The 25,482-nt window shown below is 62.5% G+C and carries 27 protein-coding genes and 1 pseudogene; 23 read left to right on the top strand and 5 right to left on the bottom strand.

The window, feature by feature from the left end; translation table 11 throughout:
* The first annotated feature begins 109 nt into the window (after positions 1-109).
* The 14 genes from H4I97_RS15985 (at position 110) to H4I97_RS16050 (ending at position 14,451) form a co-directional block, all read left to right on the top strand.
* Complete coding sequence (locus H4I97_RS15985) at positions 110-802, top strand: glutathione S-transferase family protein (protein WP_182305609.1); 693 nt, start codon at positions 110-112, stop codon at positions 800-802.
* A 12-nt stretch (positions 803-814) separates the two neighbouring features.
* Positions 815-1,984 carry a tRNA epoxyqueuosine(34) reductase QueG gene (gene queG, locus H4I97_RS15990; protein ID WP_182305610.1) on the top strand — a complete coding sequence of 390 codons (1,170 nt, stop codon included), beginning with the start codon at positions 815-817 and terminating at the stop codon, positions 1,982-1,984.
* 4 nt (positions 1,985-1,988) lie between these two features.
* Positions 1,989-2,861: an SDR family oxidoreductase gene (locus H4I97_RS15995; protein ID WP_182305611.1), complete on the top strand. Its 873-nt coding sequence runs from the start codon at positions 1,989-1,991 to the stop codon at positions 2,859-2,861.
* A gap of 362 nt (positions 2,862-3,223) precedes the next feature.
* The gene (locus H4I97_RS16000) at positions 3,224-3,586 is read left to right on the top strand and encodes a septal ring lytic transglycosylase RlpA family protein (protein ID WP_182305612.1); all 363 of its coding nucleotides are present in this window, start codon (positions 3,224-3,226) and stop codon (positions 3,584-3,586) included.
* A 105-nt stretch (positions 3,587-3,691) separates the two neighbouring features.
* Positions 3,692-4,981 carry an RsmB/NOP family class I SAM-dependent RNA methyltransferase gene (locus H4I97_RS16005; RefSeq protein WP_182305613.1) on the top strand — a complete coding sequence of 430 codons (1,290 nt, stop codon included), beginning with the start codon at positions 3,692-3,694 and terminating at the stop codon, positions 4,979-4,981.
* Between the two features lie 116 nt (positions 4,982-5,097).
* Positions 5,098-6,378, top strand: coding sequence for an imelysin family protein (locus tag H4I97_RS16010; RefSeq protein WP_182305614.1), 1,281 nt, complete (start codon positions 5,098-5,100; stop codon positions 6,376-6,378).
* A 53-nt stretch (positions 6,379-6,431) separates the two neighbouring features.
* Positions 6,432-7,961 (top strand): di-heme oxidoreductase family protein, encoded by a 1,530-nt coding sequence (locus tag H4I97_RS16015; protein WP_425306244.1) that lies wholly within the window; start codon positions 6,432-6,434, stop codon positions 7,959-7,961.
* Positions 7,961-9,058: an imelysin family protein gene (locus H4I97_RS16020; RefSeq protein WP_378143444.1), complete on the top strand. Its 1,098-nt coding sequence runs from the start codon at positions 7,961-7,963 to the stop codon at positions 9,056-9,058. The genes H4I97_RS16015 and H4I97_RS16020 overlap by 1 nt, the downstream gene beginning before the upstream one ends.
* Before the next feature lie 2 nt (positions 9,059-9,060).
* A complete protein-coding gene (locus H4I97_RS16025) occupies positions 9,061-10,149 on the top strand; it encodes a DUF1513 domain-containing protein (protein ID WP_182305615.1) in 1,089 nt (362 codons plus the stop codon).
* 39 nt (positions 10,150-10,188) lie between these two features.
* Positions 10,189-10,641: a TspO/MBR family protein gene (locus H4I97_RS16030; protein WP_182305616.1), complete on the top strand. Its 453-nt coding sequence runs from the start codon at positions 10,189-10,191 to the stop codon at positions 10,639-10,641.
* A 76-nt stretch (positions 10,642-10,717) separates the two neighbouring features.
* On the top strand, positions 10,718-11,167 hold the full coding sequence (locus tag H4I97_RS16035) for a PaaI family thioesterase (RefSeq protein ID WP_182305617.1): 450 nt from the start codon (positions 10,718-10,720) through the stop codon (positions 11,165-11,167).
* Complete coding sequence (locus H4I97_RS16040) at positions 11,164-11,802, top strand: 5'-methylthioadenosine/S-adenosylhomocysteine nucleosidase (RefSeq protein ID WP_182305618.1); 639 nt, start codon at positions 11,164-11,166, stop codon at positions 11,800-11,802. Before H4I97_RS16035 ends, H4I97_RS16040 begins: the two co-directional genes overlap by 4 nt.
* Before the next feature lie 86 nt (positions 11,803-11,888).
* The gene (gene guaA, locus H4I97_RS16045; protein ID WP_182305619.1) at positions 11,889-13,451 is read left to right on the top strand and encodes a glutamine-hydrolyzing GMP synthase; all 1,563 of its coding nucleotides are present in this window, start codon (positions 11,889-11,891) and stop codon (positions 13,449-13,451) included.
* A 205-nt stretch (positions 13,452-13,656) separates the two neighbouring features.
* Complete coding sequence (locus tag H4I97_RS16050) at positions 13,657-14,451, top strand: hypothetical protein (RefSeq protein ID WP_182305620.1); 795 nt, start codon at positions 13,657-13,659, stop codon at positions 14,449-14,451.
* Positions 14,452-14,484: 33 nt separating this feature from the next.
* Here the strand turns inward: H4I97_RS16050 and H4I97_RS16055 are convergent, their stop codons facing one another.
* Positions 14,485-15,096 (bottom strand): GntR family transcriptional regulator, encoded by a 612-nt coding sequence (locus tag H4I97_RS16055; protein ID WP_182305621.1) that lies wholly within the window; start codon positions 15,094-15,096, stop codon positions 14,485-14,487.
* A 138-nt stretch (positions 15,097-15,234) separates the two neighbouring features.
* Between H4I97_RS16055 and bioB the strand changes: the two genes are divergently transcribed.
* Genes bioB through H4I97_RS16080 form a run of 5 tightly spaced genes read left to right on the top strand, consistent with a single transcriptional unit; the run spans position 15,235 to position 20,255 of the window.
* The gene (gene bioB / locus H4I97_RS16060; RefSeq protein WP_182305622.1) at positions 15,235-16,221 is read left to right on the top strand and encodes a biotin synthase BioB; all 987 of its coding nucleotides are present in this window, start codon (positions 15,235-15,237) and stop codon (positions 16,219-16,221) included.
* Positions 16,221-17,360: an 8-amino-7-oxononanoate synthase gene (locus H4I97_RS16065; RefSeq protein ID WP_182305623.1), complete on the top strand. Its 1,140-nt coding sequence runs from the start codon at positions 16,221-16,223 to the stop codon at positions 17,358-17,360. The genes bioB and H4I97_RS16065 overlap by 1 nt, the downstream gene beginning before the upstream one ends.
* On the top strand, positions 17,357-17,998 hold the full coding sequence (gene bioD, locus H4I97_RS16070; protein WP_182305624.1) for a dethiobiotin synthase: 642 nt from the start codon (positions 17,357-17,359) through the stop codon (positions 17,996-17,998). Before H4I97_RS16065 ends, bioD begins: the two co-directional genes overlap by 4 nt.
* Positions 17,995-19,272: an adenosylmethionine--8-amino-7-oxononanoate transaminase gene (locus H4I97_RS16075; protein WP_182305625.1), complete on the top strand. Its 1,278-nt coding sequence runs from the start codon at positions 17,995-17,997 to the stop codon at positions 19,270-19,272. Before bioD ends, H4I97_RS16075 begins: the two co-directional genes overlap by 4 nt.
* Positions 19,269-20,255: a beta-ketoacyl-ACP synthase III gene (locus tag H4I97_RS16080; protein ID WP_182307682.1), complete on the top strand. Its 987-nt coding sequence runs from the start codon at positions 19,269-19,271 to the stop codon at positions 20,253-20,255. Before H4I97_RS16075 ends, H4I97_RS16080 begins: the two co-directional genes overlap by 4 nt.
* A 59-nt stretch (positions 20,256-20,314) precedes the next feature.
* On the opposite strand, the gene H4I97_RS16085 is transcribed toward H4I97_RS16080, so the two are convergent.
* Positions 20,315-20,968, bottom strand: coding sequence for a TetR/AcrR family transcriptional regulator (locus H4I97_RS16085; RefSeq protein ID WP_182305626.1), 654 nt, complete (start codon positions 20,966-20,968; stop codon positions 20,315-20,317).
* 93 nt (positions 20,969-21,061) lie between these two features.
* On the opposite strand from H4I97_RS16085, the pseudogene H4I97_RS16090 reads away from it, so the two are divergent.
* A pseudogene (locus H4I97_RS16090) lies at positions 21,062-21,885 on the top strand (NmrA family NAD(P)-binding protein).
* A gap of 3 nt (positions 21,886-21,888) precedes the next feature.
* The gene (locus H4I97_RS16095; protein WP_182305628.1) at positions 21,889-22,368 is read left to right on the top strand and encodes an anthrone oxygenase family protein; all 480 of its coding nucleotides are present in this window, start codon (positions 21,889-21,891) and stop codon (positions 22,366-22,368) included.
* A gap of 18 nt (positions 22,369-22,386) precedes the next feature.
* Here H4I97_RS16095 and H4I97_RS16100 read toward each other — a convergent pair whose 3' ends face one another.
* The 3 genes from H4I97_RS16100 to H4I97_RS16110 form a co-directional block, all read right to left on the bottom strand.
* The gene (locus H4I97_RS16100) at positions 22,387-23,406 is read right to left on the bottom strand and encodes a GlxA family transcriptional regulator (protein WP_182305629.1); all 1,020 of its coding nucleotides are present in this window, start codon (positions 23,404-23,406) and stop codon (positions 22,387-22,389) included.
* Positions 23,403-23,969: an isochorismatase family protein gene (locus tag H4I97_RS16105; RefSeq protein ID WP_210297086.1), complete on the bottom strand. Its 567-nt coding sequence runs from the start codon at positions 23,967-23,969 to the stop codon at positions 23,403-23,405. Before H4I97_RS16105 ends, H4I97_RS16100 begins: the two co-directional genes overlap by 4 nt.
* A 124-nt stretch (positions 23,970-24,093) precedes the next feature.
* Complete coding sequence (locus H4I97_RS16110; protein ID WP_182305631.1) at positions 24,094-24,453, bottom strand: DUF488 domain-containing protein; 360 nt, start codon at positions 24,451-24,453, stop codon at positions 24,094-24,096.
* A 169-nt stretch (positions 24,454-24,622) separates the two neighbouring features.
* Here H4I97_RS16110 and H4I97_RS16115 point away from each other — a divergent pair, with 169 nt between their 5' ends.
* The gene (locus H4I97_RS16115) at positions 24,623-24,973 is read left to right on the top strand and encodes an ArsC family reductase (RefSeq protein ID WP_182305632.1); all 351 of its coding nucleotides are present in this window, start codon (positions 24,623-24,625) and stop codon (positions 24,971-24,973) included.
* 8 nt (positions 24,974-24,981) lie between these two features.
* A complete protein-coding gene (ybaK, locus tag H4I97_RS16120) occupies positions 24,982-25,455 on the top strand; it encodes a Cys-tRNA(Pro) deacylase (protein WP_182305633.1) in 474 nt (157 codons plus the stop codon).
* Positions 25,456-25,482 lie beyond the last annotated feature (27 nt).

Here is a 25,482-nt window from a genome sequence, read left to right on the forward strand (position 1 = left end):
GGGGCCGAGAACCTATAGCTTGGGGACCGTGGCTATGGCCAGCCGTGCGTGGCGGGGCAAGAAGCGTCCGGTCGCGGTGGCGTCTCAGCAGTAGAGAATGCGGACAAAAATGCCAACATTGTATCATCATCCCATGTCGACCGCGTCCCGGTTCATCCGGCTGGTCCTGTCGGAATACGGCTTCCCAGCCGACCTGGTGGAAGAGCAGACCTGGGAAAAACGCAGGGAATTCCTGGCCCTCAATCCGGCCGGGACGCTACCGGTCTATGTTGACGATAATATGCGCGCGCTTTGCGGGCCGACGGTGATTTCCGAATTCCTCGACGAAACCCACGGCGTGCTGAAGCGCGACCGCCGGCTACTCGCCGAGGACCCCTTCCACAGAGCGGAGATTCGCCGCCTTACCGAATGGTTCCTGCAGAAGATGGAGCAGGACGTCACCCGGCCTCTGGTGCGCGAGCGCGTTCACAAGCTGCAGATCCCGAACGGGCTCGGCGGTGGAGCACCCGACAGCAAGGTACTGCGCACGGCACGCAACAACATCCGCCAGCACATGAAATATCTGGCCTGGCTCTCAGGTTCGCGCCCCTGGCTGGCAGGGGACCGCCTGAGTTATGCCGATCTTGCCGCGGCCGCTGCAATCTCCGTTCTCGACTATCTCGGCGAGATCGACTGGTCGGAAGCGCCGGTCGTCAAGGAGTGGTATCAGCGCCTCAAGTCTCGCCCGTCCTTCCGCCCGCTGCTTGCTGAGCGCGTGCGCGGGCTGACGCCGGTATCGCACTACGCGGATCTGGATTTCTGACGAGGAGCGGCCATGTCCGCGGACGAAGCCCCGGAGAGACAGACGGATGACAAGGCCGAGCGCTTGCGTCACCGCCTGACTGCCTTCGTCCGCGAAGAGGCCTCGGCACAGGGTTTCGAACTCTGCCGCATTACGGGACCGGACGGCATCCCGGACGCCCCGACCCGCCTCGCCGCCTATATCGAGGCGGGGTATCACGGCACCATGGGGTGGATGGAGGAGACGCGCGAGCGTCGTGCCGACCCGAAGGTGCTCTGGGGTGAGGTTCGCTCGATCGTCATGTTCGGCATGAACTACGGCCCTGACGAAGACCCGCGCCACATTCTCGAGAAAAAGGACAGGGCGGCGATCTCCGTCTATGCCCGCAACCGTGACTATCATGACATCATGAAAGGCCGCCTGAAAGAGATTGCCACTCGCTTCGCTGCCCGTGCCGGTGCAGACGTGAAGGTCTTCGTCGACACGGCACCTGTGATGGAAAAGCCGCTGGCCGCAGTCGCCGGACTCGGCTGGCAGGGCAAGCACACCAATCTGGTGAGCCGCGAATACGGCTCCTGGCTCTTTCTCGGAAGCCTCTTCACCACTGCGGAGCTCGACTTCGACGCACCCGAAGTTGACCACTGCGGCTCCTGCCGCGCCTGCCTCGACGCCTGTCCAACCGCCGCCTTTCCCGCACCGTACAAGATCGACGCCCGACGATGCATCTCGTATCTGACGATCGAACACAAGGGAATGATCGACCGAGCCTTACGGCCTGCTTTCGGCAACCGGGTCTACGGCTGCGACGACTGTCTCGCCGCCTGCCCCTGGAACAAGTTTGCCGAGACCGCCCGGGAGATGAAGCTGAAAGCGCGCGACGACCTGCGGGAGCCGGAGATCACACACCTGCTGTCGCTCGACGACGCCGCCTTCCGGACCTTCTTCAGCGGATCGCCGGTGAAGAGGATCGGGCGGAACCGTTTCATCCGCAATCTCCTGATTGCGGCTGGCAATTCCGCTCGGTCCGAACTCGTGGAGCCATGCCGGCGGCTGCTCCATGACGGTGCGCCGGAGGTTCGCGGGATGGCTGTCTGGGCGTTGTCACGATTGATTGACCGGGACACCTTCGAGGCCTTGCAACGCGGCCACCGGCCGCAAGAGCAGGATCCGGAAGTACAAGCCGAGTGGGACTTTGGGAGATGACGCGATGCGCATGATGATCTTCGGTGCCGGCTACTCCGGAAAGGCGATCGGCGCACTTGCTGCCGCCAAGGGACATCCGGTTGCCGGGACAACGCGGAGTCTCGAAAAGAAGGAGACACTCGCGGCTTTGGGGATCGAACCTTTCCAGTTCGGCGGCGTATCGCTTTCTGAAGAACTGATAGAAAGGATGCGGACGGTCACCCATCTCGTCCAGTCGATTGCGCCCGGCGCCAGCGGAGACCCTTTGATCCCGCTGCTCGGCGAGGGCGTACGTACGCGTCTGCCGTTGCTCGAATGGGTCGGCTACCTGTCGACCGTCGGCGTCTATGGTGACCACGGTGGAGCCTGGGTCGATGAAAAAACACCGTGCAGGCCGGCTTCGCAGCGCTCCGTCGAGCGACTGCACGCCGAGAACGCATGGCAGTCGCTCGCCGCTGCAAACGACCTGCCGCTGACGATCCTGCGTCTCTCGGGCATTTACGGGCCGGGCAGAAATCCCTTCGTCAATCTCACCCGCGGCAACGCCCGACGACTCGTCAAGAAGGATCAGGTCTTCAATCGTATCCGCGTCGAGGACATCGCCGCCGCCGCAATGTTCCTCGCCGAAAAGCGCACGGCCGGCATATTCAACGTCACGGACAACGAGCCCTGTCCTCCGCAGGATGTGGTTGCCGAAGCGGCGCGCTTAATGGGGATCGAGCCTCCTCCGGAACAAGACTTCGAAACGGCCGAACTCACGCCGATGGCGCGCTCCTTCTACGGTGAGAACAAGCGTGTTTCGAACGCGACGATCACCAGCCTGGGATTCCGCTTCCAATATCCCGACTACCGGGTGTCGCTGGCGGAGTTGTGGGCCAGCGGCCGCTGGAACAAGTAGAACCCTCGCCGCGTTTCCGTTGGTTGTTGCCCGCCTCAGGAGACGGGCGGCGCACCAGTGCCGCGGAATCTTCACATTTCGGGCAGGAAATGGGGCCCTCCGAAAAAATTTTCTAAAACTTTTTTCGTGAGCGAGAGAATGTCGTCGCGCTCAGGAACTCCGTTCTAATTTTCCTCAGTTTTTGAACGCGTTTTCTCTCTTTTCTCTAATCTCTTCAGAATTTGTTTACCAGCACCAAAATCACAAATGTTACACTACGTAACATTTCGTGAGCAGCTTGGGGCACGTTTTTGCCATTTTTTGCCGCGCCTTAGCGTTCTTGCGCAAATTAAAGCTACAACAAACGACTAGGGAAATCGAACTTGAAGAATATCCGGCGCTCTATTGCGACCGCTGCAGCTATAGCTGCATTCGGTGCTATCGCCCCTGCGCAGGCTTCTGCAAACTCGTCCTGCGGCGGTGCTTCATGGTATGCCCTTCACTCACGCACTGCTTCGGGTGAACGGATGAATCCTTCTCTTCTTACCGCGGCCCATAAGTCGCTCCGGTTCGGCACCAAACTCAAGGTGACGAATGCGAGGAACGGCCGGAGCGTCGTGGTCCGGATCAACGATCGCGGCCCCTTCGTGCGAGGGCGTGTGCTCGACCTCTCCAAGGCAGCCGCCCAGAACATCGGCATGGTTCAGACCGGCCATGCCAAGGTCTGCTACGAGATCATCGGCTGAGGAGAAGACGTCCTCAGCCCCTGTTCCGGCCGTCGGCGGGCGTAGATGCTTGCTCTCGGCGTGTTTCGCCGCTACCACGCAGTCTTCTGTTGCAGGAGACATGACATGCGTTTAGGCGGCCGCCTTGCCGGCGCGATCGAAATTCTGGCCGATATAGAGACCCGTCGCCGGCCGGTCGCCGATGCGCTGAAGGACTGGGGACTGTCGCACCGCTTTGCCGGTTCGGGTGACCGCGCGGCGATCGGCAACATCGTCTACGACGCGCTGCGCATGAAACTCTCCCATGGCTGGCTCATGGACGACGACAGCGCGGCGGCACTCGGCTATGCGGTGCTCCTTCGCCAATGGGGCTTTACCCCAGACAGTCTTGCGCGCGAACTCGACGGCGACAGCTTCGCCCCGGCCGCGCTCGGTTCAGAACAGCTTTCCGCTTTTGCGGCGCGCCGGATTGAGGACGCTCCTCCCCATGTGCAGGGAGATATTCCCGAATGGGTGCAGCCGTCACTGGAAACCGCATTCGGCGACGACTGGCTCGACGAGGCCAAGGCACTCGCGAAACGCCCCACGCTCGATCTACGCGCCAATACACTCAAGGCCTCGCGCGACAAGGTGCTGAAGGCACTTGATCGCGTCGGCGCCCAGGCCGCCCAGATCGCCCGCTACGGCATACGCATTCCCGCCGGCGAAGGCCCTTCTCGGCTCCCAAACGTGACGGCCGAGCTTTCCTTCCAGAAGGGTTGGTTCGAAGTTCAGGACGAGGGGTCGCAGATCGTCGCCGATCTCGTCGACCCTCGTGAAGGCGAGCAGGTTCTCGATTTCTGCGCCGGCGGCGGCGGCAAGACGCTGGCCATGGCCGCAGCCATGCACAACAAGGGTCAGGTCCACGCCTACGACGCCGATCGCAAGCGGCTCGCGCCGATCATCGAACGCCTGAAACGCGCCGGCACGCACAATGTCCAGGTCCACGATTCCATCTCCGCGATCACCCCACTGACCGGCCGCTTCGACCGCGTTCTCGTGGATGCGCCATGCACTGGGACCGGCACGTGGCGCCGCCGCCCCGACACCAAGTGGCGCCTGACGCTGCGCAATCTCCAGGAGCGCGTCGAACAGCAGAAAGAAGCGCTCGCCGAAGCCTCGGCTTACGTAAAGCCCGGCGGCGAACTGCTTTACGTCACATGCTCCCTGCTTCCCGAGGAAAATGACGATCAGGTCCGAGACTTCTGCGAGGCCCATCCGGAATTCGAGATCGCTTCGGCGTTCGACACCTGGGAGCGACTCTTTTCCGCTTCGGGGTCACGTCCACGCAGCCGTAATGGTCTTACGCTGACCCTGAGCCCCGCCGCCACGGATACGGATGGCTTCTTCTTCTGCCGCATGCGCCGCCGCAGCTGACGTCCGCCATTAGGATCTCGAAATTTATTCTAGACTATTTGACACAAGTTTAATTTTGCTCCAAGACGTTCCGGCCATTTCACCCACAGGCGCCCAATGCGCCTCAGGAGATTCTCATGACCCGGAAATCTGTTCTTGGTGCCACCGTCGCATTGGTGGTTGCGTCGGCGGCCATGATCGCCGCACCCGTCCTCGCCGCGCCCGATGCGGCGCAGGTGCTGAGACATTACGCTGCCCTCGCTCAGGCGAAGTATGAGGATTCCCTGTCGACGGCCCAAGCCCTTGACGCCGCTATCGACGCGCTGATCGCCAAGCCGAGCGAGGAGACGCTTAAAGCGGCGCGCGCAGCCTGGGTCACGGCTCGCGCGCCCTATCAGCAGTCGGAGGTGTATCGCTTCGGTAGTCCGATCGTCGATGCCTGGGAAGGCAAGGTGAATGCCTGGCCACTTGACGAGGGACTGATCGACTACGTCGACGCGGCCTACGGCACCGAAAGCGACGAGAATACACTCTACGTGGCGAACGTCATTGCCAATCCGCAGATCAAGATCGGTGGCAAGGACGTGGACGCCTCGGAGATCACACCGGAGTTCCTCGCTGAAACGCTGCACGAGGCCGGCGAGATCGAGGCGAACGTGGCCACCGGCTATCACGCCATCGAATTCCTCCTCTGGGGACAGGATCTGAACGGTACCGGCCCCGGCGCCGGCAACCGACCCTATACCGACTACGATCTGAAGAATTGCACCAACGGTCATTGCGACCGTCGGGCCGCGTATCTCAAGGCAGCGTCGACCCTGCTCGTCTCGGACCTGCAGGAGATGGTGGCCGTATGGCAGCCGGACGGTGAAGCCACGAAGGCCTTGGAGGCCGACGCAAAGGCCGGGATCGGTGCGATCCTCACCGGCATGGGTTCACTTTCCTATGGAGAACTCGCCGGTGAGCGCATGAAGCTCGGGGTGCTGTTGCATGATCCCGAAGAGGAGCACGACTGCTTCTCCGACAACACCCACAACTCGCATCTGAACGACGCCATCGGCATCGCGTCGGCCTATACCGGTGAATACGTCCGCGTGGACGGCACGAGAATGACCGGTCCATCGCTGTCCGAGCTTGTTGCCGCCCAAGACCCGGCGCTCGACACCGAGATGAAGTCGAAACTCGAGAAGACGCTCGCGGCCATGAACGCTATGGCCAAACGCGCCGAAGCCGTCGAGGCCTACGATCAGATGATCGGTGAAGGCAATGTGGAGGGCAACGCCACCGTGCAGGCTGCGATCGACGGCCTGATCGACCAGACCAAGACGATCGAGCGCATCATTGCCTCACAGGATCTCGGCACTGTCGAACTCGAGGGCTCGGACAGCCTCGACCATCCCGAAGCTGTGTTCCAATAAGACGAGAGCGGCTGCCGGACCTTCCGGCAGCCCGACCCGCATATGCAAGCGCCCTGCATCTCCCCCCTACCCCACGGTACCGGCTGGCCTTTTTCGCGGCAGCCTCTCTTCTGTTCGCTCCGCTCGTTGGTGCCACGGAGGCGAAGCGCAATGATCTGTCCGCGGAAGACACCACCCGCGTCGAGGATGTCACGCGGCCGACCAATGACTTCTCCAGGCCGGAACAATACGAGGCAATGCCGGGCGGAGCGACAACGTCACGAAACCCCATCGACGCTGATGCGTTCTCCCACGCCTCGGCCAATCTCGGCTTTTCGGAAGAAGAGAATTTCAGGCTCGGCAAAGCGCTGTTTGAAAAACTCTGGGTTTCCTCCCCATCCTCCACCCAGGCTTCCGATGGCCTCGGTCCGCTGTTCAACGCGCGTTCCTGCCATAGCTGTCACCTGAAAAACGGTCGCGGACACCCGCCGGAGAATGACGCAGGCAGTAGTTCCTCGATGATCCTGAGGCTTGCTCGCCCCGCTCGCACCGACAAAGAACGACAGACGCTCGCAGAACTGAAGGTCGTGAGCTTTGCGGACGATACATACGGCAATCAGCTTCAGGACGTGGCCGTCCCCGGTCTCGCTGCAGAAGGCCGGGGGACGGTGACGTACACCGAAGAGCGGGTCACGCTCGCAGGTGGCGAGACGATCATGCTGCGCAAGCCGCAATACAGCGTAGCAGATCTCGGCTACGGACCGCTCGGCACAGACACGACGCTCTCGGCGCGCATTGCCAATCCGATCATCGGCATGGGTCTCATAGAGGCGATCGCCGATGCCGACATCCTTGCGATGGCCGATCCGGAAGACCGCAACGGCGATGGTATTTCCGGCCGTGCGGCGCGCGCCCGCGACCACCGCACCGGTGAACTGCAACTCGGACGCTTCGGCTGGAAGGCGCAGAATGCCTCCGTTCGCGATCAAAGTTCCAGTGCGTTCGTGGGAGATCTCGGTATCTCGACGCCCGACGCTCCCGGCCATTGGGGTGATTGCACGAGCGCGCAAGCGCCATGCCGGGAGATGCCGAACGGCATACAGACGCGACTTGGCAATACGGAGGCCCCAGATCCGGTGCTCGAACTGGTGACCTTCTATTCGGAAAATCTCGCCGTACCGACCCGCCGTGACGTCGGCAGCCCGGACGTCCTGAGGGGAAAGGCTCTGTTTTACCGCATCGGCTGCATTGCCTGCCACACGCCGAAATACGTGACGCGGCGCGACGCGGCCAACAAGGCCCAAGCCTTTCAGTTGATCTGGCCCTATTCGGACTTCCTGCTGCATGACATGGGCGAAGGACTTGCCGACGGCCAGCAGGTTGGAGATGCCACAGATCGGGAGTGGCGCACTCCTCCGTTATGGGGCATCGGGTTGACCGACGACGTCAACGGGCACACCTTCTTCCTTCACGATGGTCGCGCGCGCAACCTCACCGAGGCCATTCTCTGGCACGGCGGTGAAGCGGAACGGGCACGCAACGCATTCGCTTCGGCCGCGCCGGAAGCGCGCCGACACCTGATCAGATTTCTGGAGTCGTTGTGATCAAATCTCTCATCCGTTCGATGACCGCCCTCCTGGTCGCAATCCTTCCCGCGACCGCGCAGGAGACCTCAACTCCGACACTTCAGGCGAATGCTATACCCGCCGTGTTGGAAAAAGCTGTCGACCGTTTCATCCGTCCGGGTTATCGGGATTTCCGGGACAGGGCAGGAGACTTCGAAGACGCGATGCAGGCGCTCTGCGCCACGCCTTCGCAGGAGCAGCTAACCGCCGCCCGAGACACTTTCGTCAAGACCGTCGAGGCATGGTCGAAAATCGAGATCGTCCGTGTCGGGCCGGCGATCGAGGCCAACCGTTTCGAACGCATTCTGTTCTACCCCGACCGTAAGAGCACCGGACTGAAACAAGTGCAGGCACTGCTTGCCAACCCGGACGAGAGCGCCACGAGGGCGGAGACGCTCAGGGAGAAGAGCGTCGCCATGCAAGGTCTCGGGGCCGCGGAATTCGTGCTCTACGGCACCGATTTCGAACTCCTGCTGCGAGAGCCGAACGGCTTCCGTTGCCGCTATGGTGCGGCGATCGCCGGAAACCTCGAGCATCTCGGAAGCGAACTTGCCGCAGAATGGGACGAGCCGAGTGGCGTTCAGGACGCCTGGAAGCATCCCGGCGCCGACAACGCCTACTTCCGGGATAATCGCGAGGCGATGACCGCCCTGCTCGGTATTCTCGTCCATGGCGCCGAGGCGGTCCGCGACCAACGCATCGAGACATTCTACAAGGGGGAGGATGCCAAGACATTGCCACGGCAGGCGATCTTCTGGCGCTCCGGCCTCACCTTCGCGTCCATCCGCGGCAATTTCGAAGGCATGCGCACGCTGATAGACCAGTCAGACATGCAGGAACTCCTCGATCCAGGCTCTCGCTCGATCGTTACTTCCATTGATTTCGTCCTTAAATCACTGATCCGGACTGCCGGCGCCGTCAGCCCCGATGTCGAGACGGCGGTCACGTCGCCGGAAGAACGCTCCCGGCTCGATTTCCTGCTGCTGAACGGCAAAGACCTGATCCTGCGGCTCAACGACGATTTTGGCGGCGCACTCGGTCTCGGCGCCGGCTTCTCCTTCTCGGACGGAGATTGATCGTGCGGAAAAGTGCGCTCATCGACCGTCGCAGTTTCATCAAAGCCGCAGGCGCCGCCTTTCTGGCAGGCCTCTCCTTCGAAGCCGCCTTCGCGCTCGGGCGCACCGACGCCGTCTTCGCCTCCGGTTTTCGCGCGCCCGGTGGCACCTATGGCTTGGCGCTCCTCAGCGAAGAAGGCGAGATCATTGCGCAGGTGGATCTTCCCGGGCGGATGCATGGACTGACCTCCTGCACGGCGACTGGCAAGGTGGTCGCCTTCGCGCGCAGACCCGGCACCTTTGCCATTGCCGTCGATCCCGGCGCCAGCTCGGAACCGACGGTCTTCGCCTGCGGCGAGAACCGGCACTTTTTCGGCCATGGCGGTTTCTCGCCGAACGGGCACCTCCTCTATGCCTGCGAGAACGATTTCAACAATAACCGCGGCGTCATCGGCATCTACGACGCCGCGAACGGCTTTTCCCGTCTGGGCGAAGTTCCGGCGCATGGCGTCGGAACACACGATATGACGGTCAGCGACGACGGAAGCCTGCTCATCATCGCCAATGGCGGGATCGAGACCCACCCCGACTTTGGGCGGACAAAGCTCAACCTCGATCACATGGAGCCGAGCCTCGTCATCTGCGACGCGAGAACCGGGGCGCTCGTCGAAAAGCATGTGCTTCCAGCGAACCTCCGGCAGCTTTCGACGCGTCATCTTGCACTCGCCGAACGCGGCCGTATCTGGTTCGCCTGCCAGTACGAAGGCGCGCGCAACGGCCTGCCGCCACTCGTGGGCTATTTCGGCCAAGGGGAAGACCTTCGATTTATCGACCTGCCTGAGGAGACGACGGATGGGCTTGCAAACTATGTCGGTGCGATTGCCGTCGACCGTCGCAGCGGTCTCGTCGGCATCACCTCACCCAAAGGTGGGCTTGCAGTGACCCTCAGCGGAACCAGCGGCGCGGTGGTGAAACAGACACGAATCGCGAATGCGGCAGGAATCGCGCCGGGCGTGAACGGTTTCGCCGTATCCTCCTATGACGGGCGTTTCGGGAGAACACAGAGCGCCATCGCCTGGGACCAGCATATCGGTCGCCTCGGCACGCTTTGATCTTGGAAGAAGCCGATTACGCCCTACATCTCCTTCACCATGCGCGCACTTCTGATCCACGTCGGCTTCATCGTCTTTACCCTCGGTTTCGGCCTGCTCTCCGGTCTCGCCAACCTTCCGGACGAGTGGTACCAGTCTCTCGACAAGCCGCCGTTCAATCCGCCATCCTATCTGTTCGGTCCAGTCTGGACCACGCTTTATGTACTGATCGCGATCGCCGGCGGCCGCATCTGGCTGAGAGCTCCGGCTTCCGCGGCAATGCAGATCTGGTTCGGCCAGATGATTTTCAACCTTCTCTGGTCCCCCTCATTCTTCGGCCTGCAGAGCCCGGCCCTCGGTCTCGTCGTCATCCTCCCGCTCCTCGGTCTGATCCTCGCCTTCATCGCCAAGGCCTGGGACATTGATCGTCTTTCCGCGCTGCTTTTCACTCCCTATGCGGCCTGGGTCGGTTTCGCCTCGCTCCTCAACCTCTCGCTCTTCGTGCTCAACTGATTTTCTCGACGGGAGCGGCTTGCCTGCCTCCCGAGAGCGTGCCAATTTCGCGCCTCTCAAGGGGAAATGACGACAGATGAGTGACATGGACAGCGAAGATGTGCACGAACGCATCCGGCAAAGCTTCGCGCGCCAGGGCGCAATGGAAACGCTCGGTGCCGAGCTGACCCGCATATCTCAGGGCGTCGTCGAGATCGAACTGCCGTTCGATGTGAAGCTCACGCAACAACACGGCATTCTGCATGCGGGCGTCATCTCGGCGGCGCTCGACAGCGCCTGCAGCTACGCCGCCTATACCGTCGTTGCACCGGATGCCTCGCTCCTGACGATCGAGTTCAAGGTGAACCTGCTGTCACCGGGCCGTGGCGACCGGTTCCTGTTCCGCGGCGAAATCACAAAGCCTGGCAGTACGATCATTGTTGCGGACGGTCGCGGCTATGCGGTCGGCGACGGCCCGGCCAAGCTCATCGCCTCCATGACCAGTACACTGATGGTCGTGCGCGGACGCGAGGGGATTACCGGGTGACGTTCGAACTGAAATCCGTTGGCGGAAAGTCGGTCCTTTTCGTCATGGCCGCAGAGGCGGAATATGGTCCCTTCCTGCGGTCGCGCTTCACCCCGCTGATGACCGGCGTCGGTCCGGTAGAAGCGACACTTGCTCTAACCAGAGCCGTTGCCGTCCTGGAGGCGGGAAAGACGCTTCCGGATCTCGTCGTCTCGCTGGGTTCCGCAGGCTCAAACACCCTTGAGCAAACGGAGATCTATCAGGTTGGATCGGTCTCCTATCGCGACATGGACGCCTCGCCACTCGGCTTCGAGAAGGGCCGCACGCCATTTGTCGATCTTCCCCCCGTCGTCGATCTGCCTTTGCGTATCCCCGGCATTCCGACAGCCAGCCTCTCGACCGGCGCCAACATCGTTTCCGGTGAAGCCTATCATGCAATCGCAGCCGACATGGTCGACATGGAGACCTTTGCGGTCTTTCGGGTGTGCAGCACGTTCGGCTTGCCACTGATCGGCCTTCGGGGCATCTCAGACGGGAAGGACGAGCTTCGGCACGTCGGCGACTGGACGGAATACCTCCATATCATCGACCAGAAGCTCGCCGGCAGCGTCGATGCTCTGTTTGCGGGGCTTGAGGACGGCCTCTTCTGGTTCTGAAGCCCGGCGCGATGCGCCGCGAAATTTTCCGGTTCTGCAGCAAATCAGCAATTGCCAGAACAGGCGGTTTTCATTAAAGGCTCGACATGACCCAGACAGCTCATCCCGACAGCGTTCTCATCATCGATTTCGGCAGCCAGGTGACGCAGCTCATCGCCCGGCGCGTCCGCGAGGCGGGCGTCTATTGCGAGATCGTTCCGTTCCAATCTGCAGACGAAGGCTTCGCCCGGCTAAAGCCGAAGGCGGTAATCCTCTCCGGGAGCCCGGCTTCGACGCTCGAAGAGGGAAGCCCCCGCGCACCGCAGGTCGTCTTCGACAGCGGCGTTCCGGTCTTCGGCATCTGTTACGGGCAACAGACGATCTGCATGCAGCTCGGCGGCAAGGTCGAGGGCGGACATCACCGGGAATTCGGCCGTGCCTTCCTCGATATTGAGAAGGAATGCGCGCTGTTCGAAGATCTCTGGCCGGCCGGCTCCCGCCACCAGGTCTGGATGTCCCACGGCGACCGCGTAACCGCGCTGCCCCCCGGCTTCGAGGTTGTCGCGACTTCGGCCAACGCGCCCTTCGCCTTCATCGCCGACGAGAAGCGCAAATATTACGCGGTTCAGTTCCATCCAGAAGTCGTGCACACGCCCGACGGTGCCAAGCTCATCGCCAACTTCATCCACAAGATCGCCGGCATCAAGGGCGACTGGACGATGTCGGCCTATCGCGCCAAGGCCGTGCAGGCGATACGCGACCAGGTCGGCGACAAGCGGGTCATCTGCGCCCTCTCGGGCGGCGTTGACTCCTCCGTCGCGGCCCTGCTGATCCACGAGGCCGTCGGCGACCAACTCACCTGCATCCTCGTCGACCACGGGCTGATGCGCAAGAACGAGGCGGCCGATGTCGTCGCCATGTTCAAGGAACACTACAACCTGCACCTCATCCATGTGGATGCCGTCGACAAGTTCGTCGGCGAGCTGGAAGGGGTCTCCGATCCGGAAACCAAGCGCAAGATCATCGGACGGCTGTTCATCGAAACCTTCGAAGAAGAGGCCAGGAAACTCGGCGGCGCCGACTTCCTCGGCCAGGGTACGCTTTATCCCGACGTCATTGAAAGCGTCTCGTTTACCGGCGGCCCGTCGGTCACGATCAAATCGCACCACAACGTCGGCGGTCTGCCCGAGCGCATGAAGATGCAGCTAGTGGAACCGTTGCGCGAACTCTTCAAGGACGAGGTCCGCGTGCTCGGCAAGGAGCTCGGCCTGCCGGACAGTTTCATCGGCCGCCACCCCTTCCCGGGTCCGGGCCTTGCCATCCGCTGCCCGGGCGGTGTGACGCGCGAAAAGCTCGACATCCTGCGCGAAGCCGATGCCATCTATCTCGACGAGATCCGCAAGGCCGGCCTCTACGACGCGATCTGGCAGGCTTTTGCCGTGCTTTTGCCGGTCCAGACCGTCGGCGTCATGGGCGATGGTCGTACCTATGAATTCGTCTGTGCGCTGCGCGCCGTGACCTCGGTCGACGGGATGACCGCTGACTTCTACCACTACGACATGGAATTCCTCGGACGTGCGGCCACCCGCATCATCAACGAGGTCCGCGGCATCAACCGCGTCGTCTACGACGTGACCTCGAAGCCGCCGGGCACGATCGAGTGGGAATGAGATGACACGGATCCCGGGGCGGTCGGCGGGAATGACACTCCTGCCGAAGCCGGCATCGCGAACGCTTACGGAGACGTCACACTGTCTGCGCGAAATTGTCCGCGTTCAATCGCCAAAGTTGATACAGGTCAACAAAACTCGTAATGTCCGCGTGTAGAGTTCAACCACTCTTCGAGCAGGTGAACATCGAGCGAGGGCGGCGGGCATGACGCGGCATATCGAGCGAACGGCAACAACCACTCACCGCATACGGACCATCTCCCTTGCGGTCGTTGTCGTCCTCTGCGCGAACCTTGTGGAGGCGTCCGTCGCGTTCGCGGATCGCGACTCCCCGCAGTTCCACAGCGGTGCCTGCAAGGGAGCTTACGCCGGATGGTTGCGGGGCGTCGTCGACGGCTACCACGACCTGTCAGGCAGCCCTGTGGAAAACCCTTCCAGTGTCCTGCTCAGGATCCCGACTCCGGCCGTACTGTCTCCGGGCGATGAACGGCTCGGTTTTGGCGACGGATTACAGGAAGGCTTCAAGCTTGGGGTGGATTACGGTGTGGAGCTGGGACGAGGCGCACGCACGACAGACGTCGATTCCGAGAAAATGGCCCAGCTGACAGCGCAGTTTCAGGCATACGTTCGAACGCACTGCATCACACCGGCGACAGCCTTAGACTGGGACCAGACCTTCATGAATGACAGGGGCACCTCGACGGTGACGAGCCTCAACGAGGCCCAAGTTGCGATGCACGCTGCGGTCAGCGCCAATCAGATGGCCATCGCAGCTGAAGAGTCGGCGCGCTACGCCCACGAGGCTGAGGCGAGAGGCGACCGTTCTGCGGTCCAGGCGTTTCGCGAGTCCGCCCGGTTTCATGCTCGGACTTCCGCGGACTTTGCCCAACTGGCCCGAAACCAGTCGGCCGCCGGTCGCGAGGAGGCCGTTCAGCCCATCATGGACGCGGAAGCGGCGGCGGAAAGAGCAAAGAAGGCCGCTGACAGCATCGGTCGCTAACCTCGCGAAGCGTCTGGAGACACCAGTAAGGTCTCACGCCGCGCGTTCGAGCCCGCGGATGTGATTGCGCAGCATGGTCGCCGCACGATCGAACTCCTTCTTTTTCAGTGCATTCACGATCTGACGATGCGCAAGGCTCGAACCCGGCTGCCAGCCGGCCGAGCGCGTCGCCGAGAATATGATCCGCGAATTGGCAAGCTGAAGATCGTCGAGCATCGAAAGGAGCTTCGGCATCCGGCACGGCATGACGAGCTCGCGGTGAAATACGCGATTGGCTTGCTCCCACTCGGCCATGGTCTGCGCCTGATCGGCAGCAATGAGTGCCTTCTCGATCCGCTCGAGGCAGACTGCATTCATGCGGGGCCCGGCGAAGGTGAGTGCGAGACTTTCCAGAGCCGCCCTGATCTCGACCGTTTCCTGGATCGCTGCCGGGTCCAGCGGCGCGACCCGCACCCCCCGGCGAGGTTCGGCGACCACCAGCCCACGCGACCTCAGCAGCTGGAATGCCTCTCTCGCCGGCACATGGCTTGCCTCGAACTCCTCGGCAATCCGATCCTGACGCAGCGGCGCACCAGGCATCAGTTCTCCGGCGACGATCCGCTCGCCCAACACCCTCGCAATCCGCTCCGCAACCGTTTCCGCCATCTCTGTCCCATAGATAATCTATAATAATTCTCATTGACCATCTGGATATTTGTAGACAGCCTAACATCACGAGGAGATTTAATAGATAATCTATTATTTGCCAAGCCTCGACGTTGGGAAAAACGCGGAGATGCGGCCATGCACGACCTGAACCGGCAACAGACAACGACCACCGACGACGCAAGTCCGGCCTGGGCGTTCGAGGATGCCAGAACCCTCTACCTGCAACCCTTCAGCGATCTGCTTTTCCAGGCCCATACCGTTCATCGCGAGAATTTCCACCCCAACCAAGTGCAGCTCAGCAAGCTCATCAACATCAAGACGGGCGGCTGTCCTGAAGACTGCGGCTATTGCAGCCAGTCATCGCATCATGAGGCGGGACTGAAGGCCTCGAAGCTGCTCTCATGCGAGCAGGTGCTCGTCGAAGCGCAGAAGGCGAAGGATGCGGGAGCGACCCGTTATTGCATGGGTGCCGCCTGGCGTAGCCCCAAGGCCCGAGACGAGGCGGCGATCGTCGACATGGTGAAGGGCGTCAAGGCACTCGGCCTCGAAACCTGCATGACGCTGGGGATGCTGTCCCCCGCGCAAGCCCAGACCTTCGCCGAAGCGGGACTGGACTACTATAACCACAATGTCGACACCTCCGAACGCTTCTACCCCGAAGTCATCACGACCCGCCGATTTGGAGAGCGACTGGAAACGCTTGCCCACGTGCGAGAGGCCGGCATCAAGGTTTGCAGCGGCGGCATCATGGGACTGGGCGAAAGCGAGGACGACCGCATCGACATGCTGGTCACGCTCGCGAACCTGCCGTCTCCGCCGGAGAGCGTGCCGATCAACATGCTTATCCCCGTCCCCGGCACCAAAATGGCGGATGCGGCGCCGGTCGACCCGATCGCCTTCGTCCGAGTCATTGCCCTTACTCGGCTACTGATGCCGCGCTCCTACGTGCGCCTTTCGGCCGGACGCAGCGCCATGTCGGATGAGCTGCAGGCCCTCTGCTTCTTCGCCGGCGCAAATTCGATCTTCGTCGGGGACACCCTGCTGACGGCGGCCAATCCCGGGGAGGACAAGGACCAAAGCCTCTTCCGCCGGCTGGGCCTCACCGCCGAGGACAGCCGCTGATGCTCGAGCAGTTGGCTCGCTACGACACCAAGCTCAGGCAGCTTGAGCAGAAGGATCGCCGCCGCCGGCTCTGCGCCGAGGCCGGCATCGACTTCTCGTCCAATGACTATCTCGGCCTCGCCTCGTGTCCGCGGATGGCGGCCGGAACGATGGCAGCGCTGGAGCGGGGCGTACCTCTGGGTGCTGGCGGATCACGGCTGTTGCGTGGCAATCACGAGGAACACGAGGCGCTGGAGGCCGAGGCGGCAGCCTTCTTCGGCAGCGAACGCGTGCTCTACTTCGGAAGCGGTTACGCCGCCAACCTTGCCGTTCTGTCGACCTTGCCGCAACGCGGCGATCTCGTACTGCACGATGTTCTCATTCATGCGAGCGCGCATGCAGGGGTTAAGGCCGGACGAGCGGAAGCCATGGCCGTTCGGCACAACGATGCCGAGGCCTGCGAAGAGGCGATCCGTCGCTGGCGACAGGGCGGCGGCATTGGTACGCCCTGGATCGTGGTCGAGAGCCTCTATTCGATGGATGGCGACCGCGCACCACTTCAGGATCTGATGGCGGTCGCAGATCGTCACGACGGATTTCTCTTCGTCGATGAGGCCCATGCGAGCGGTGTCTGGGGGCCGGACGGTCGTGGCTTCGCCGCCGACATCGAAGGCCGGGAGAATGTCCTCGTCCTCCATACCTGCGGCAAAGCCTTCGGCATGTCGGGCGCATTCGTCGCGGGAAGCGCCGTTTTGCTCGACTATCTCGTCAACCACGCCAAGCCTTTCATCTACTCGACCGCTCCCTCGCCGCTTCAGGCAGCGTCTCTCCGCGAGGTCCTGAGGATACTCCGCGATGAACCAGAGCGACGGCGGCGCCTCCATCACCTCGTTCACCTCGCCGACAGATTGAGCACCGATCTCCTCGGCACATCGAGCGGGTCACAGATCCAGCCGGTCGTCGTCGGCTCGAACGGACGGGCCATCAGACTCGCAGACCGGTTGAGGCAAGATGGTTTCGATGTGCGGGCCATCCGACCGCCGACAGTTCCGGCCGGAACGGCACGACTGCGCGTCTCGATAACCTGCAACGTCGAAGAGGAAGAGGTCCGCTCCCTGTTCAACCATCTCGCCGTCGCGCTCATGGAGATATCCTCGTGAGTGCGCGCTACGTCGTTACCGGGACCGATACCGGCGTGGGCAAGACGGTTTTCGCCGCCGCGCTGACGGCCGCACTCGACGGCTTCTACTGGAAGCCCATCCAGTCCGGCCTGGAGGACGAAACCGACAGCGAGACCGTCGCCCGACTTTGTGGACTCGCCGACAACCGAGTTCTGCCGGAACTCTGGCGGCTTCGCACGCCGGCATCGCCGCACATCGCCGCCGAAATCGATAACGTCAGCATCGATCCGGACGCGATCGATCCTCCGGCGATCGATGGCCCACTGGTGATCGAGGGCGCTGGTGGCCTGATGGTTCCGCTGACTCCGGACCGGCTCTTTATCGACGTCTTCGCGCGTTGGGGGCATCCAGTCATCGTGTGCGCCAGAACACGTCTCGGGACGATCAACCATACGCTACTTTCGATCGAGGCTCTGCGCTCGCGGAATGTCCCGGTACTCGGTGTCGCGTTTATCGGCGACCCGGACGAACATGTTGAAGCCTCAATCGCGCACCTTGGAAGGGTTCGCCGCCTCGGGCGCTTGCCGTTCCTTGCCGATCTGAATCCATCGACACTCGTCCGCGCCTTTCGCGACCACTTCGACCTTTCGATCTTCCAGCCGGAGAGCAGGCCATGAATGCCGCCCAATCGCCATCACCTGTCTGGCATCCCTTTACGCAACACGGATTGGAGCAGCCCTTCAAACGGATTGTTCGGACCGAAGGTTCGAGCCTGATCGATGAGGATGGGCAGCGGATTTTCGACGGGATTTCCTCCTGGTGGGTGATTACCCATGGCCATCGCCACCCGGCGATCATGGCTGCGATCCGCGACGCGACGGAAAACTTCGACCAGGTCATCTTCGCGGAGTACAGCCATGAACCGGCAGAAGCGCTCGCGTCCGGCCTGATCGAACTCGCACCGCCCGGTCTCACCCACGTCTTCTACTCCGACAGCGGCTCCACCGCGGTGGAGGTCGCCATCAAGATGGCGCTCGGCTATTTCCATCACCGCGGCGAGCGAAAAGCCCGGATCATCGTTATGGAACACAGCTATCATGGCGACACCGTCGGTGCGATGTCGGTCGGTGAACGCGGCGTGTTCAACGCCCCCTATCAGCCCCTGCTGTTCGACGTCGGCCGGCTCCCCTTTCCTAGGCCCGGTCAGGAGCAGCAGACCCTCGATGCGCTGGAGCAGCTCTGCCGTGGCGGCGACGTGGCCGCCGTACTCGTCGAGCCGCTGATACTCGGTGCCGGCGGGATGAAGCTCTACGCTCCTTCGGTTCTGGCCGAGATTGCCGCTATCGCCAGCCGTTCCGGCGCTCTCCTGATCGCAGACGAGGTGATGACCGGCTGGGGTCGCACCGGCACCCTGTTCGCCTGCGAACAGGCCGGCATCACTCCGGATATTCTCTGTACATCCAAGGGCTTGACGGGCGGTGCACTGCCCCTTGCCGCGACGCTCAGCAAACCGGAGATTTTCGAAGCGCACCGCTCGACGGATCGCAGCCGGACATTCTTTCACTCCAGCTCCTATGCCGCCAATCCAATCGCCTGCGCCGCGGCATTGGCCAATCTCGACATCTGGCGGCAAGAACCCGTGAAAGAACGGATAGCGACTTTGACCAGCATGCAGAGCGAGAAGCTCGCACGTTTCCGCAACGACCCGCGCTTCTCGGAGGTGCGGCAGATCGGGACGATCACGGCACTCGATCTGGCAACACAGGGCACCGGCTACCTGTCCGACGTCAGTCCGAGATTGCGTCGGCTGTTTCGCGAAAGAGGACTGCTCATTCGTCCGCTCGGCAACGTCATCTACCTCATGCCACCCTATTGCTCTTCCGCCGAAGAGCTCAATCGAGCCTATGCTGCCATCGACGAATGCGCCGACCTGATCCGGAGCACCAGCTGATGAGTCGGTCGAGCCGGATGGTCGGGTTCGGCCACAGTGTCCCCGAACGCGTTGTCGAAAACCGCGAGATCGAGCAGCGGCTCGGCCTGGAATCCGGCTGGATCGAACGACGCACAGGGATCAGACGCCGCCACTGGGCCGAGCCGCAGGACAGCCTGACCACGCTTGCGACACAGGCGGCTGAGGCTGCACTTCAGAGTGCCGATGTGGAACGGCGGGATATCGGCCTGACGCTGCTTGCCACCTCGACCCCCGACCATTTGCTGCCGCCGTCTGCTCCGCTGCTCGCCCACAACCTCAGGCTTACCCGCTGCGGTGCGGTGGATCTTGCCGGGGCCTGCACCGGGTTCCTGCAGGCGCTGGCATTGGCCGATAGCCACGTAGTGCGCCATGGCAGACCGGTGCTGGTGGTCGCGGCAAACATCCTGAGCCGCCGGATAAACCCCGACGAACGCGCGTCCGCCGTGCTCTTTGCAGACGCGGCCGGCGCCGTCTTACTGGCGCCTACTGCGGACAGCGACCGCGGATTGCTCTCGCTCGATCTCGCGACCGACGGCAGCCAGTACGGCCTGATCGGCATTCCGGCAGGGGGCAGTTCGCTTCCCTTCCGGTCGGATCTTCCGGACGACCAGTGCCGGATGAGCATTCGTGACGGCAAGTCGGTCTTTGCCTCGGCCGTCAGGATGATGTCGGATACGGCCATGAGAGCGCTGGCAGATGCAGACCTGCAGACGAGCGACGTGACCCGCTTCGTTCCCCATCAGGCGAATGCCCGCATGACAGATGCGCTCTGCGAGAAATTGTCGATCGGAAAGGACCGGACGCTCGAGACGATCGCCGAATTCGGCAATTCATCGGCCGCCACCATCCCGCTTTCGCTCTCCATCAGCCACAAGGAGCGCCCTTTTCGTCGCGGAGAGACCCTGCTGTTGAGCGCGGCCGGTGCCGGGATGACCGGGGGCTCCATTGTCTGGCGCGTGTGAGCCGCTCGGCGCTCAGACCGACATTTCCGCGGACGCCAGCGCAAGCATCTGGACCAACATCAGCTTGCCGTCGCCGGAACGTCCTTTGGCAGCATTCGCTTGAAGAGCGCTAATGTTCTCTGCGCTTCGTCCGGTGCCAGGGTGATCGCATGGCGGACGGCGGCCGCGACGAGTGTCATGACGAGCTGCGAGAAGGTTTCGACCGCCGACCTCTCGGCGCCTGGGCCGACGCGCAATAGCGCTTGCGCCAGCAGACCGGCGAGATAAGCAGCGTCCTCCTCATCGATCTGCTGCAACATCCGGTCGGCCTGTGTCGCCTGCCAGATGTCACGCATGACCGGCTCGTCGATGAACATGCGATAGTAGCTGTCGACGATCTGGCAAAGCGCCGCATGCATGTCGGCAGGGCGTTCCATGGCGGAGAGATCCCGCCGAACGCATTCGCGTCCGACGGCGTTGTACCGCACGGCAAGCGTGCCGATGATCGCGGCCTTATCCGGGAAATACTGGTAGAGCGAGCCGAAAGGAACACCGATACGTTCGACAATATCGCTCATGCGGAAGGCCTCGCTGCCCTTCTCCGCCATCACCGCCGCCGCACATTCAAGAATGCGCTCGAAGCGTTCACGGCTCCTTTTCTGCGTTGGCACCAGCCGTGCCATGCCTCTTGCCATCGTTCCGTCTTCGCCATCCGACGACGTGTTCCGCGTCATTCGGTTCTCCTCGTCGCTTGACAAGTGAAATACGAGAGTTTATCGGTTTTTGCAAATGCGAGTTTTTCTCGTATTTTAAAGGGAGGAACTTTAATGACGCAGCTTCCGATCCTGATCATTGGTGGCGCCGGCAAGACAGGCGCGCGGGTCAATACCCTTCTTCGCGGCCGCGGCCTTACCACCCGCCCCGTCTCGCGTTCGACCGAGATTCCCTTCGACTGGAATCAGCCCGAGACGTGGCCCTCCGCGCTGGAGGGCATCTCCGCCGCCTACATTACCTATCAGCCCGACCTTGCCGTCGAGGGCGCTGCCGAAGCTGTCGCGGCCCTTGCCGGCCTCGCCCGTGAGAAGAACCTCGAACGACTGGTCCTCCTCTCCGGGCGCGGGGAGCCCGGCGCGCAGCGGGCAGAAGAGGTACTTCAAGCCGCCGACGTGCCCTGGACCGTGGTTCGGGCGAGCTGGTTCAACCAGAACTTCTCCGAAGGTTATCTGCTCGAAAGCGTGCTCGCCGGTGAGGTGGCCCTGCCGGCGGGAGCCGTAGCCGAACCCTTTGTCGACGCCAACGACATCGCCGAGGTGGTCACGGCAGCGCTGACAGATCCGCGGCACGCGGGGCGGCTCTACGAAGTCACCGGCCCCCGCGCCCTCACCTTTGCAGAGGCAGTTGCGGAAATCTCACATGCGGCGGGTCGATCGATCCATTACCGGCGGATATCCTCCGAGGAATTTGCCTCGGGACTGCGTCAGGCCGGTCTCACGGAAGATTTAGTCTCACTGCTCGATGAACTCTTCGCGGTCGTGCTCGACGGCCGCAATTCGGCCGTCACCTACGGCGTTGAGGAAGCCCTCGATCGAGCCCCCGCGACTTCTCCGATTACGCGCGCGGTGCGGCGGCAAACGGGGCCTGGAGGATATAAGCCATGATGGATATCATCCTTACCGTTCTTCTCTGGTTCTCGGCAATCGGCTGTGGCCTGCTGGCCGGGCTCTACTTTGCCTTCTCCACCTTCATCATGCGGGCTCTCGACCGTACCGGCGCAGAGGCCGGCGCTACGGCCATGAACGCGATCAACGTTGAAATTCTCCGGTCGACATTCATGCCGCTCTTCCTCGGCACCACGGCGTCGAGTGCCATTCTCGCCCTGATCGCCCTGATCCGCTGGGGTGAACCCGGCAGCCTTTCGACGTTCCTCGGCGGTGTGCTCTATGTCGTCGGCATGTTCGTCGTGACGATGGTCTTCAACGTACCGCTCAACAATCGTCTCGCGAAAATCAGTTCGGGCGATGTCGATGCGGTATGGCGACATTACCTCGATGTCTGGACGCGCTGGAACCACGTTCGCACACTTACCTCCACCGCCGCATCGGCACTCTTCATTGCGGCGATCGCGGCCGGATAGCGATTCCCGGTCCGTCCGTCATGCGTGGACGTGTTCGTGCGGCAGTTTTCTGGCGCGACTTGGGGGCAGGGAATTCAAACGGTTCCAGGCGCGACGGAACTGCCGTGTCGAGGCGAAGCCGGCCCGCTCCGCCACGCTTTCCATGTCGAGCCGCGTGCCGATCACGAGTTCGTGCGCCAGGGCGATGCGCATCCGGTTGACATAGTCACTGACGCTCATCCCTGTATGTTCGTTGAAGAGCCGCGACAGATTGCGCGGGCTCGTTACCGCCACGCGGGCGAGTTCGTCGACTGACCAATCCCGCGCCGGGTCGGCAGCCACAGCATCCTGGGCGCGATGGATCGCCGGATGAATGTGATTGCGCCCCTCGAGCCAGGGCGAGAGCTGGGGATCGGCACCACCGCGCCGCAGATAGACGACGAGATAACGGGCGACTGCGAGCGCGGTCGCGTGTCCCGCTTCCTTCGCAACGATGTGCAACATGAGGTCGACGCCGGCGGTGATCCCGGCGCTCGTCAGTCGCTCGCCATCTTCGACATAGAGACGGTTCTCCCGCACACGCGCCGTCGGCGCAAGGCGGATCAGCTCGGCGGTCGTTTCATGATGGGTCGTGCATTCGTAACCGTCCAGGAGGCCGGCGCGGGCGGCGAGCAGCGCGCCCGAACAAATCGAAACAAGCCTCCGGCCCGGGAGAACGGCACGTTCCAGCCAGGCGACGATTGCCGCTTCGAGCCGCGTGTCTTCGTCGCGGCTGTCGAAGACCTGGCCGAGCGGCTTGTCGGCAGCACCCGAGACAACCACCAGCGAACCCTCCGGCAGTTCCTCAGGCAGAGGCTCGACCGCTGCAAGCTGCAAGCCGATCGAGCTACCGACAGTCGGGGCCGGGCCGATGTAGCGGACGGAGAAGGAAACCTCCTCCTGGACAAGGTTCGCCTTGCGCAGGACTTCCATCGGACCGGCTATGTCGAGCAGCAGCGCACGGGGTGGCACGACCATGAAGACCGGGATTTCCCTCAGACGCTGCATATCGTCCGTCATGCGGCGATCTTCTCCGAAAGACCGGCAAGCGCTTCCTGGACGGTGACGATGCGGGCGAAACGGCCGGCGAGCACGAGCTCGGTACGGGCTCGGATTTCTTCAGCACTCCACTCGCGCCCGCCGGCATCCGTCATCGGGAAAGTGAGCGTTGCCTCGCCGACATAGTCCACCGCGTAGCCGAGGTCGGAGGCGTGACGCGCCGTCGTTTCGCAGCACTGTTCGGTGCGGATGCCAGAGATGATTACTTTGCGAATGCCGTTCCGGACGAGCCAAACGTCAAGGCCGCTGCCGACGAGGGCGCTGTGGCGACGCTTCCGGAAAGTTGCATCCGGTTCGATCCGCAGCGGCTTCAGCGTCGTGACGTTTCCGGATGCCTCCGAGAACGGTCCCTCGTCCTCAACATGGAAGATCTGCACGACCGGAACGCCTGCAGCCCTGGCGCCATCGATCAGCGCCTGCTGACGGGCAATATAGGCGGCAAGCCCTTCCTCGCGGAAATACGGCCGGTGCCGGAAGGATTCCTGTACGTCGATCACGATCAGGGCGACATCATTTTCGGACATTTCATGCATCTCCATGTGTTGAACATGTGGAGATGATAACGGCAAGCACATAAAGCGAAATCGTCTTTCGTGACAAAGATAGGACATTTCACGCCAAACATGTCGGCCTCGACGTGCGACATGATCAGGCGTTGTCTGCGAGCCAGTCTCTCAGCGCGACGGCATTGTTGTGCTGCTCGTCGCGAGCTGCGTAGAGCAGCGTCACTGGCCCATCCTCCAGATGGCGGCGGAGCGTCTCCGCAGCGGCTTGTGCTGCTGGCGTTTTCAGCTCGGCGAAGTAGGCGGCGCGAAATTCTTCCCAGTCTTCCGGTTTGCCATGGAACCGCTTGCGCAACGCATCGCCCGGGGCAATGTCCTTCAGCCAGAGATCGATGCCGGCCTTTTCCTTGGCGATCCCGCGGGGCCAGAGCCGATCGACGAGTATCCGCGTTCCGTCGGTCTCGGCTGCGGGCTCGTAGACCCGCTTCAGCATGATCCTCGCCACGGTCGACCGCCCTCCCTCTACCTGCGCTGTGAAGTATTGAGGCGCAAACCCGCGCCGGTGTCAAAGCCAATTACCGTCGCTCCGGTCGTTTGAAAGGCCGCGACGTTTTGCTATGCCTTCATATCAGAAGCGGGGCGACGACCGCCCCGGAGGCGCAGCAGGACGACACATGCAGGTTACCGTCTACGGCATCAAGAATTGCGACACCATGAAGAAGGCACGCACCTGGCTGGCGGAGCACGGTGTGGACTACGCCTTTCACGACTACAAGTCGTCCGGGATTGACCGCGGCAGGGTCGAGCGATGGTGCGATACTGTTGGATGGGAAACCGTTCTGAACCGCGCCGGCACGACATTCCGTAAACTGCCGGACGCCGCCAAAGATAACCTTGATCGTGAACGGGCAATCGCGCTGATGCTCGACCAGCCGTCGATGATCAAGCGGCCGGTTCTGGAGAACGAAGGGCGAGTGCTCGTCGGCTTCAAGCCAGAACTCTATGACCAGTTCTTCGCCGCCTAAGGTTTTCGATGTCCAAGACCACACGCGCCACGCAGGTCCTCACGAAGGCAGGCATTGCCTTTTCCGTTCACCTCTACGACTACGATCCAGATGCCGAGCGTATCGGTCTCCAGGCCGCGGAAGCGATCGGCGAGGAGCCGCGCCGCGTGCTGAAGACACTCATGGCCGAGGTCGACGGCAAACCGGTCTGCGTCGTCGTTCCGTCCGACCGTGAGGTCAGCATGAAGAAGCTCGCCGCTGCCTTCGGCGGCAAGTCGGCGGCGATGATGAAGCCGGCGGAAGCCGAGCGGCTCACCGGCTACCACGTCGGCGGCATCAGCCCCTTCGGACAGAAGAAGGCGGTGCCGACGGCAATCGAGGAGAGTGCACTCGCGGAGCCGCATGTCTACATCAATGGCGGCCAGCGCGGCGTGCAGGTTCGCCTCGATCCGAAGGACGCCCAGCGGGCACTCAAGGCGATCATCGCCGCCGTGATCGCGTGACGAAAGCCCAAACGCCGCGAACCGGGC

It is taken from the genome of Ciceribacter thiooxidans (assembly GCF_014126615.1).
Classification (GTDB): Bacteria; Pseudomonadota; Alphaproteobacteria; order Rhizobiales; family Rhizobiaceae; genus Allorhizobium; species Allorhizobium thiooxidans.

What these genes read in the sequence shown, in the direction of transcription:
- H4I97_RS16005 (WP_182305613.1), top strand. Translation starts at nt 3,692, where the DNA reads ATGCGTTTAGGCGGCCGCCTTGCCGGCGCGATCGAAATTCTGGCCGAT.
- H4I97_RS16095 (WP_182305628.1), top strand. Translation starts at nt 21,889, where the DNA reads ATGATGGATATCATCCTTACCGTTCTTCTCTGGTTCTCGGCAATCGGC.
- H4I97_RS16075 (WP_182305625.1), top strand. Translation starts at nt 17,995, where the DNA reads ATGAATGCCGCCCAATCGCCATCACCTGTCTGGCATCCCTTTACGCAA.
- H4I97_RS16105 (WP_210297086.1), bottom strand. Translation starts at nt 23,969, where the DNA reads ATGTCCGAAAATGATGTCGCCCTGATCGTGATCGACGTACAGGAATCC.
- H4I97_RS16065 (WP_182305623.1), top strand. Translation starts at nt 16,221, where the DNA reads ATGCTCGAGCAGTTGGCTCGCTACGACACCAAGCTCAGGCAGCTTGAG.
- H4I97_RS15985 (WP_182305609.1), top strand. Translation starts at nt 110, where the DNA reads ATGCCAACATTGTATCATCATCCCATGTCGACCGCGTCCCGGTTCATC.
- H4I97_RS16085 (WP_182305626.1), bottom strand. Translation starts at nt 20,968, where the DNA reads ATGACGCGGAACACGTCGTCGGATGGCGAAGACGGAACGATGGCAAGA.
- H4I97_RS16010 (WP_182305614.1), top strand. Translation starts at nt 5,098, where the DNA reads ATGACCCGGAAATCTGTTCTTGGTGCCACCGTCGCATTGGTGGTTGCG.
- H4I97_RS16030 (WP_182305616.1), top strand. Translation starts at nt 10,189, where the DNA reads ATGCGCGCACTTCTGATCCACGTCGGCTTCATCGTCTTTACCCTCGGT.
- ybaK (WP_182305633.1), top strand. Translation starts at nt 24,982, where the DNA reads ATGTCCAAGACCACACGCGCCACGCAGGTCCTCACGAAGGCAGGCATT.
- H4I97_RS16035 (WP_182305617.1), top strand. Translation starts at nt 10,718, where the DNA reads ATGAGTGACATGGACAGCGAAGATGTGCACGAACGCATCCGGCAAAGC.
- H4I97_RS16050 (WP_182305620.1), top strand. Translation starts at nt 13,657, where the DNA reads ATGACGCGGCATATCGAGCGAACGGCAACAACCACTCACCGCATACGG.
- guaA (WP_182305619.1), top strand. Translation starts at nt 11,889, where the DNA reads ATGACCCAGACAGCTCATCCCGACAGCGTTCTCATCATCGATTTCGGC.
- bioB (WP_182305622.1), top strand. Translation starts at nt 15,235, where the DNA reads ATGCACGACCTGAACCGGCAACAGACAACGACCACCGACGACGCAAGT.
- H4I97_RS16055 (WP_182305621.1), bottom strand. Translation starts at nt 15,096, where the DNA reads ATGGCGGAAACGGTTGCGGAGCGGATTGCGAGGGTGTTGGGCGAGCGG.
- H4I97_RS16115 (WP_182305632.1), top strand. Translation starts at nt 24,623, where the DNA reads ATGCAGGTTACCGTCTACGGCATCAAGAATTGCGACACCATGAAGAAG.
- H4I97_RS15995 (WP_182305611.1), top strand. Translation starts at nt 1,989, where the DNA reads ATGCGCATGATGATCTTCGGTGCCGGCTACTCCGGAAAGGCGATCGGC.
- queG (WP_182305610.1), top strand. Translation starts at nt 815, where the DNA reads ATGTCCGCGGACGAAGCCCCGGAGAGACAGACGGATGACAAGGCCGAG.
- H4I97_RS16100 (WP_182305629.1), bottom strand. Translation starts at nt 23,406, where the DNA reads ATGACGGACGATATGCAGCGTCTGAGGGAAATCCCGGTCTTCATGGTC.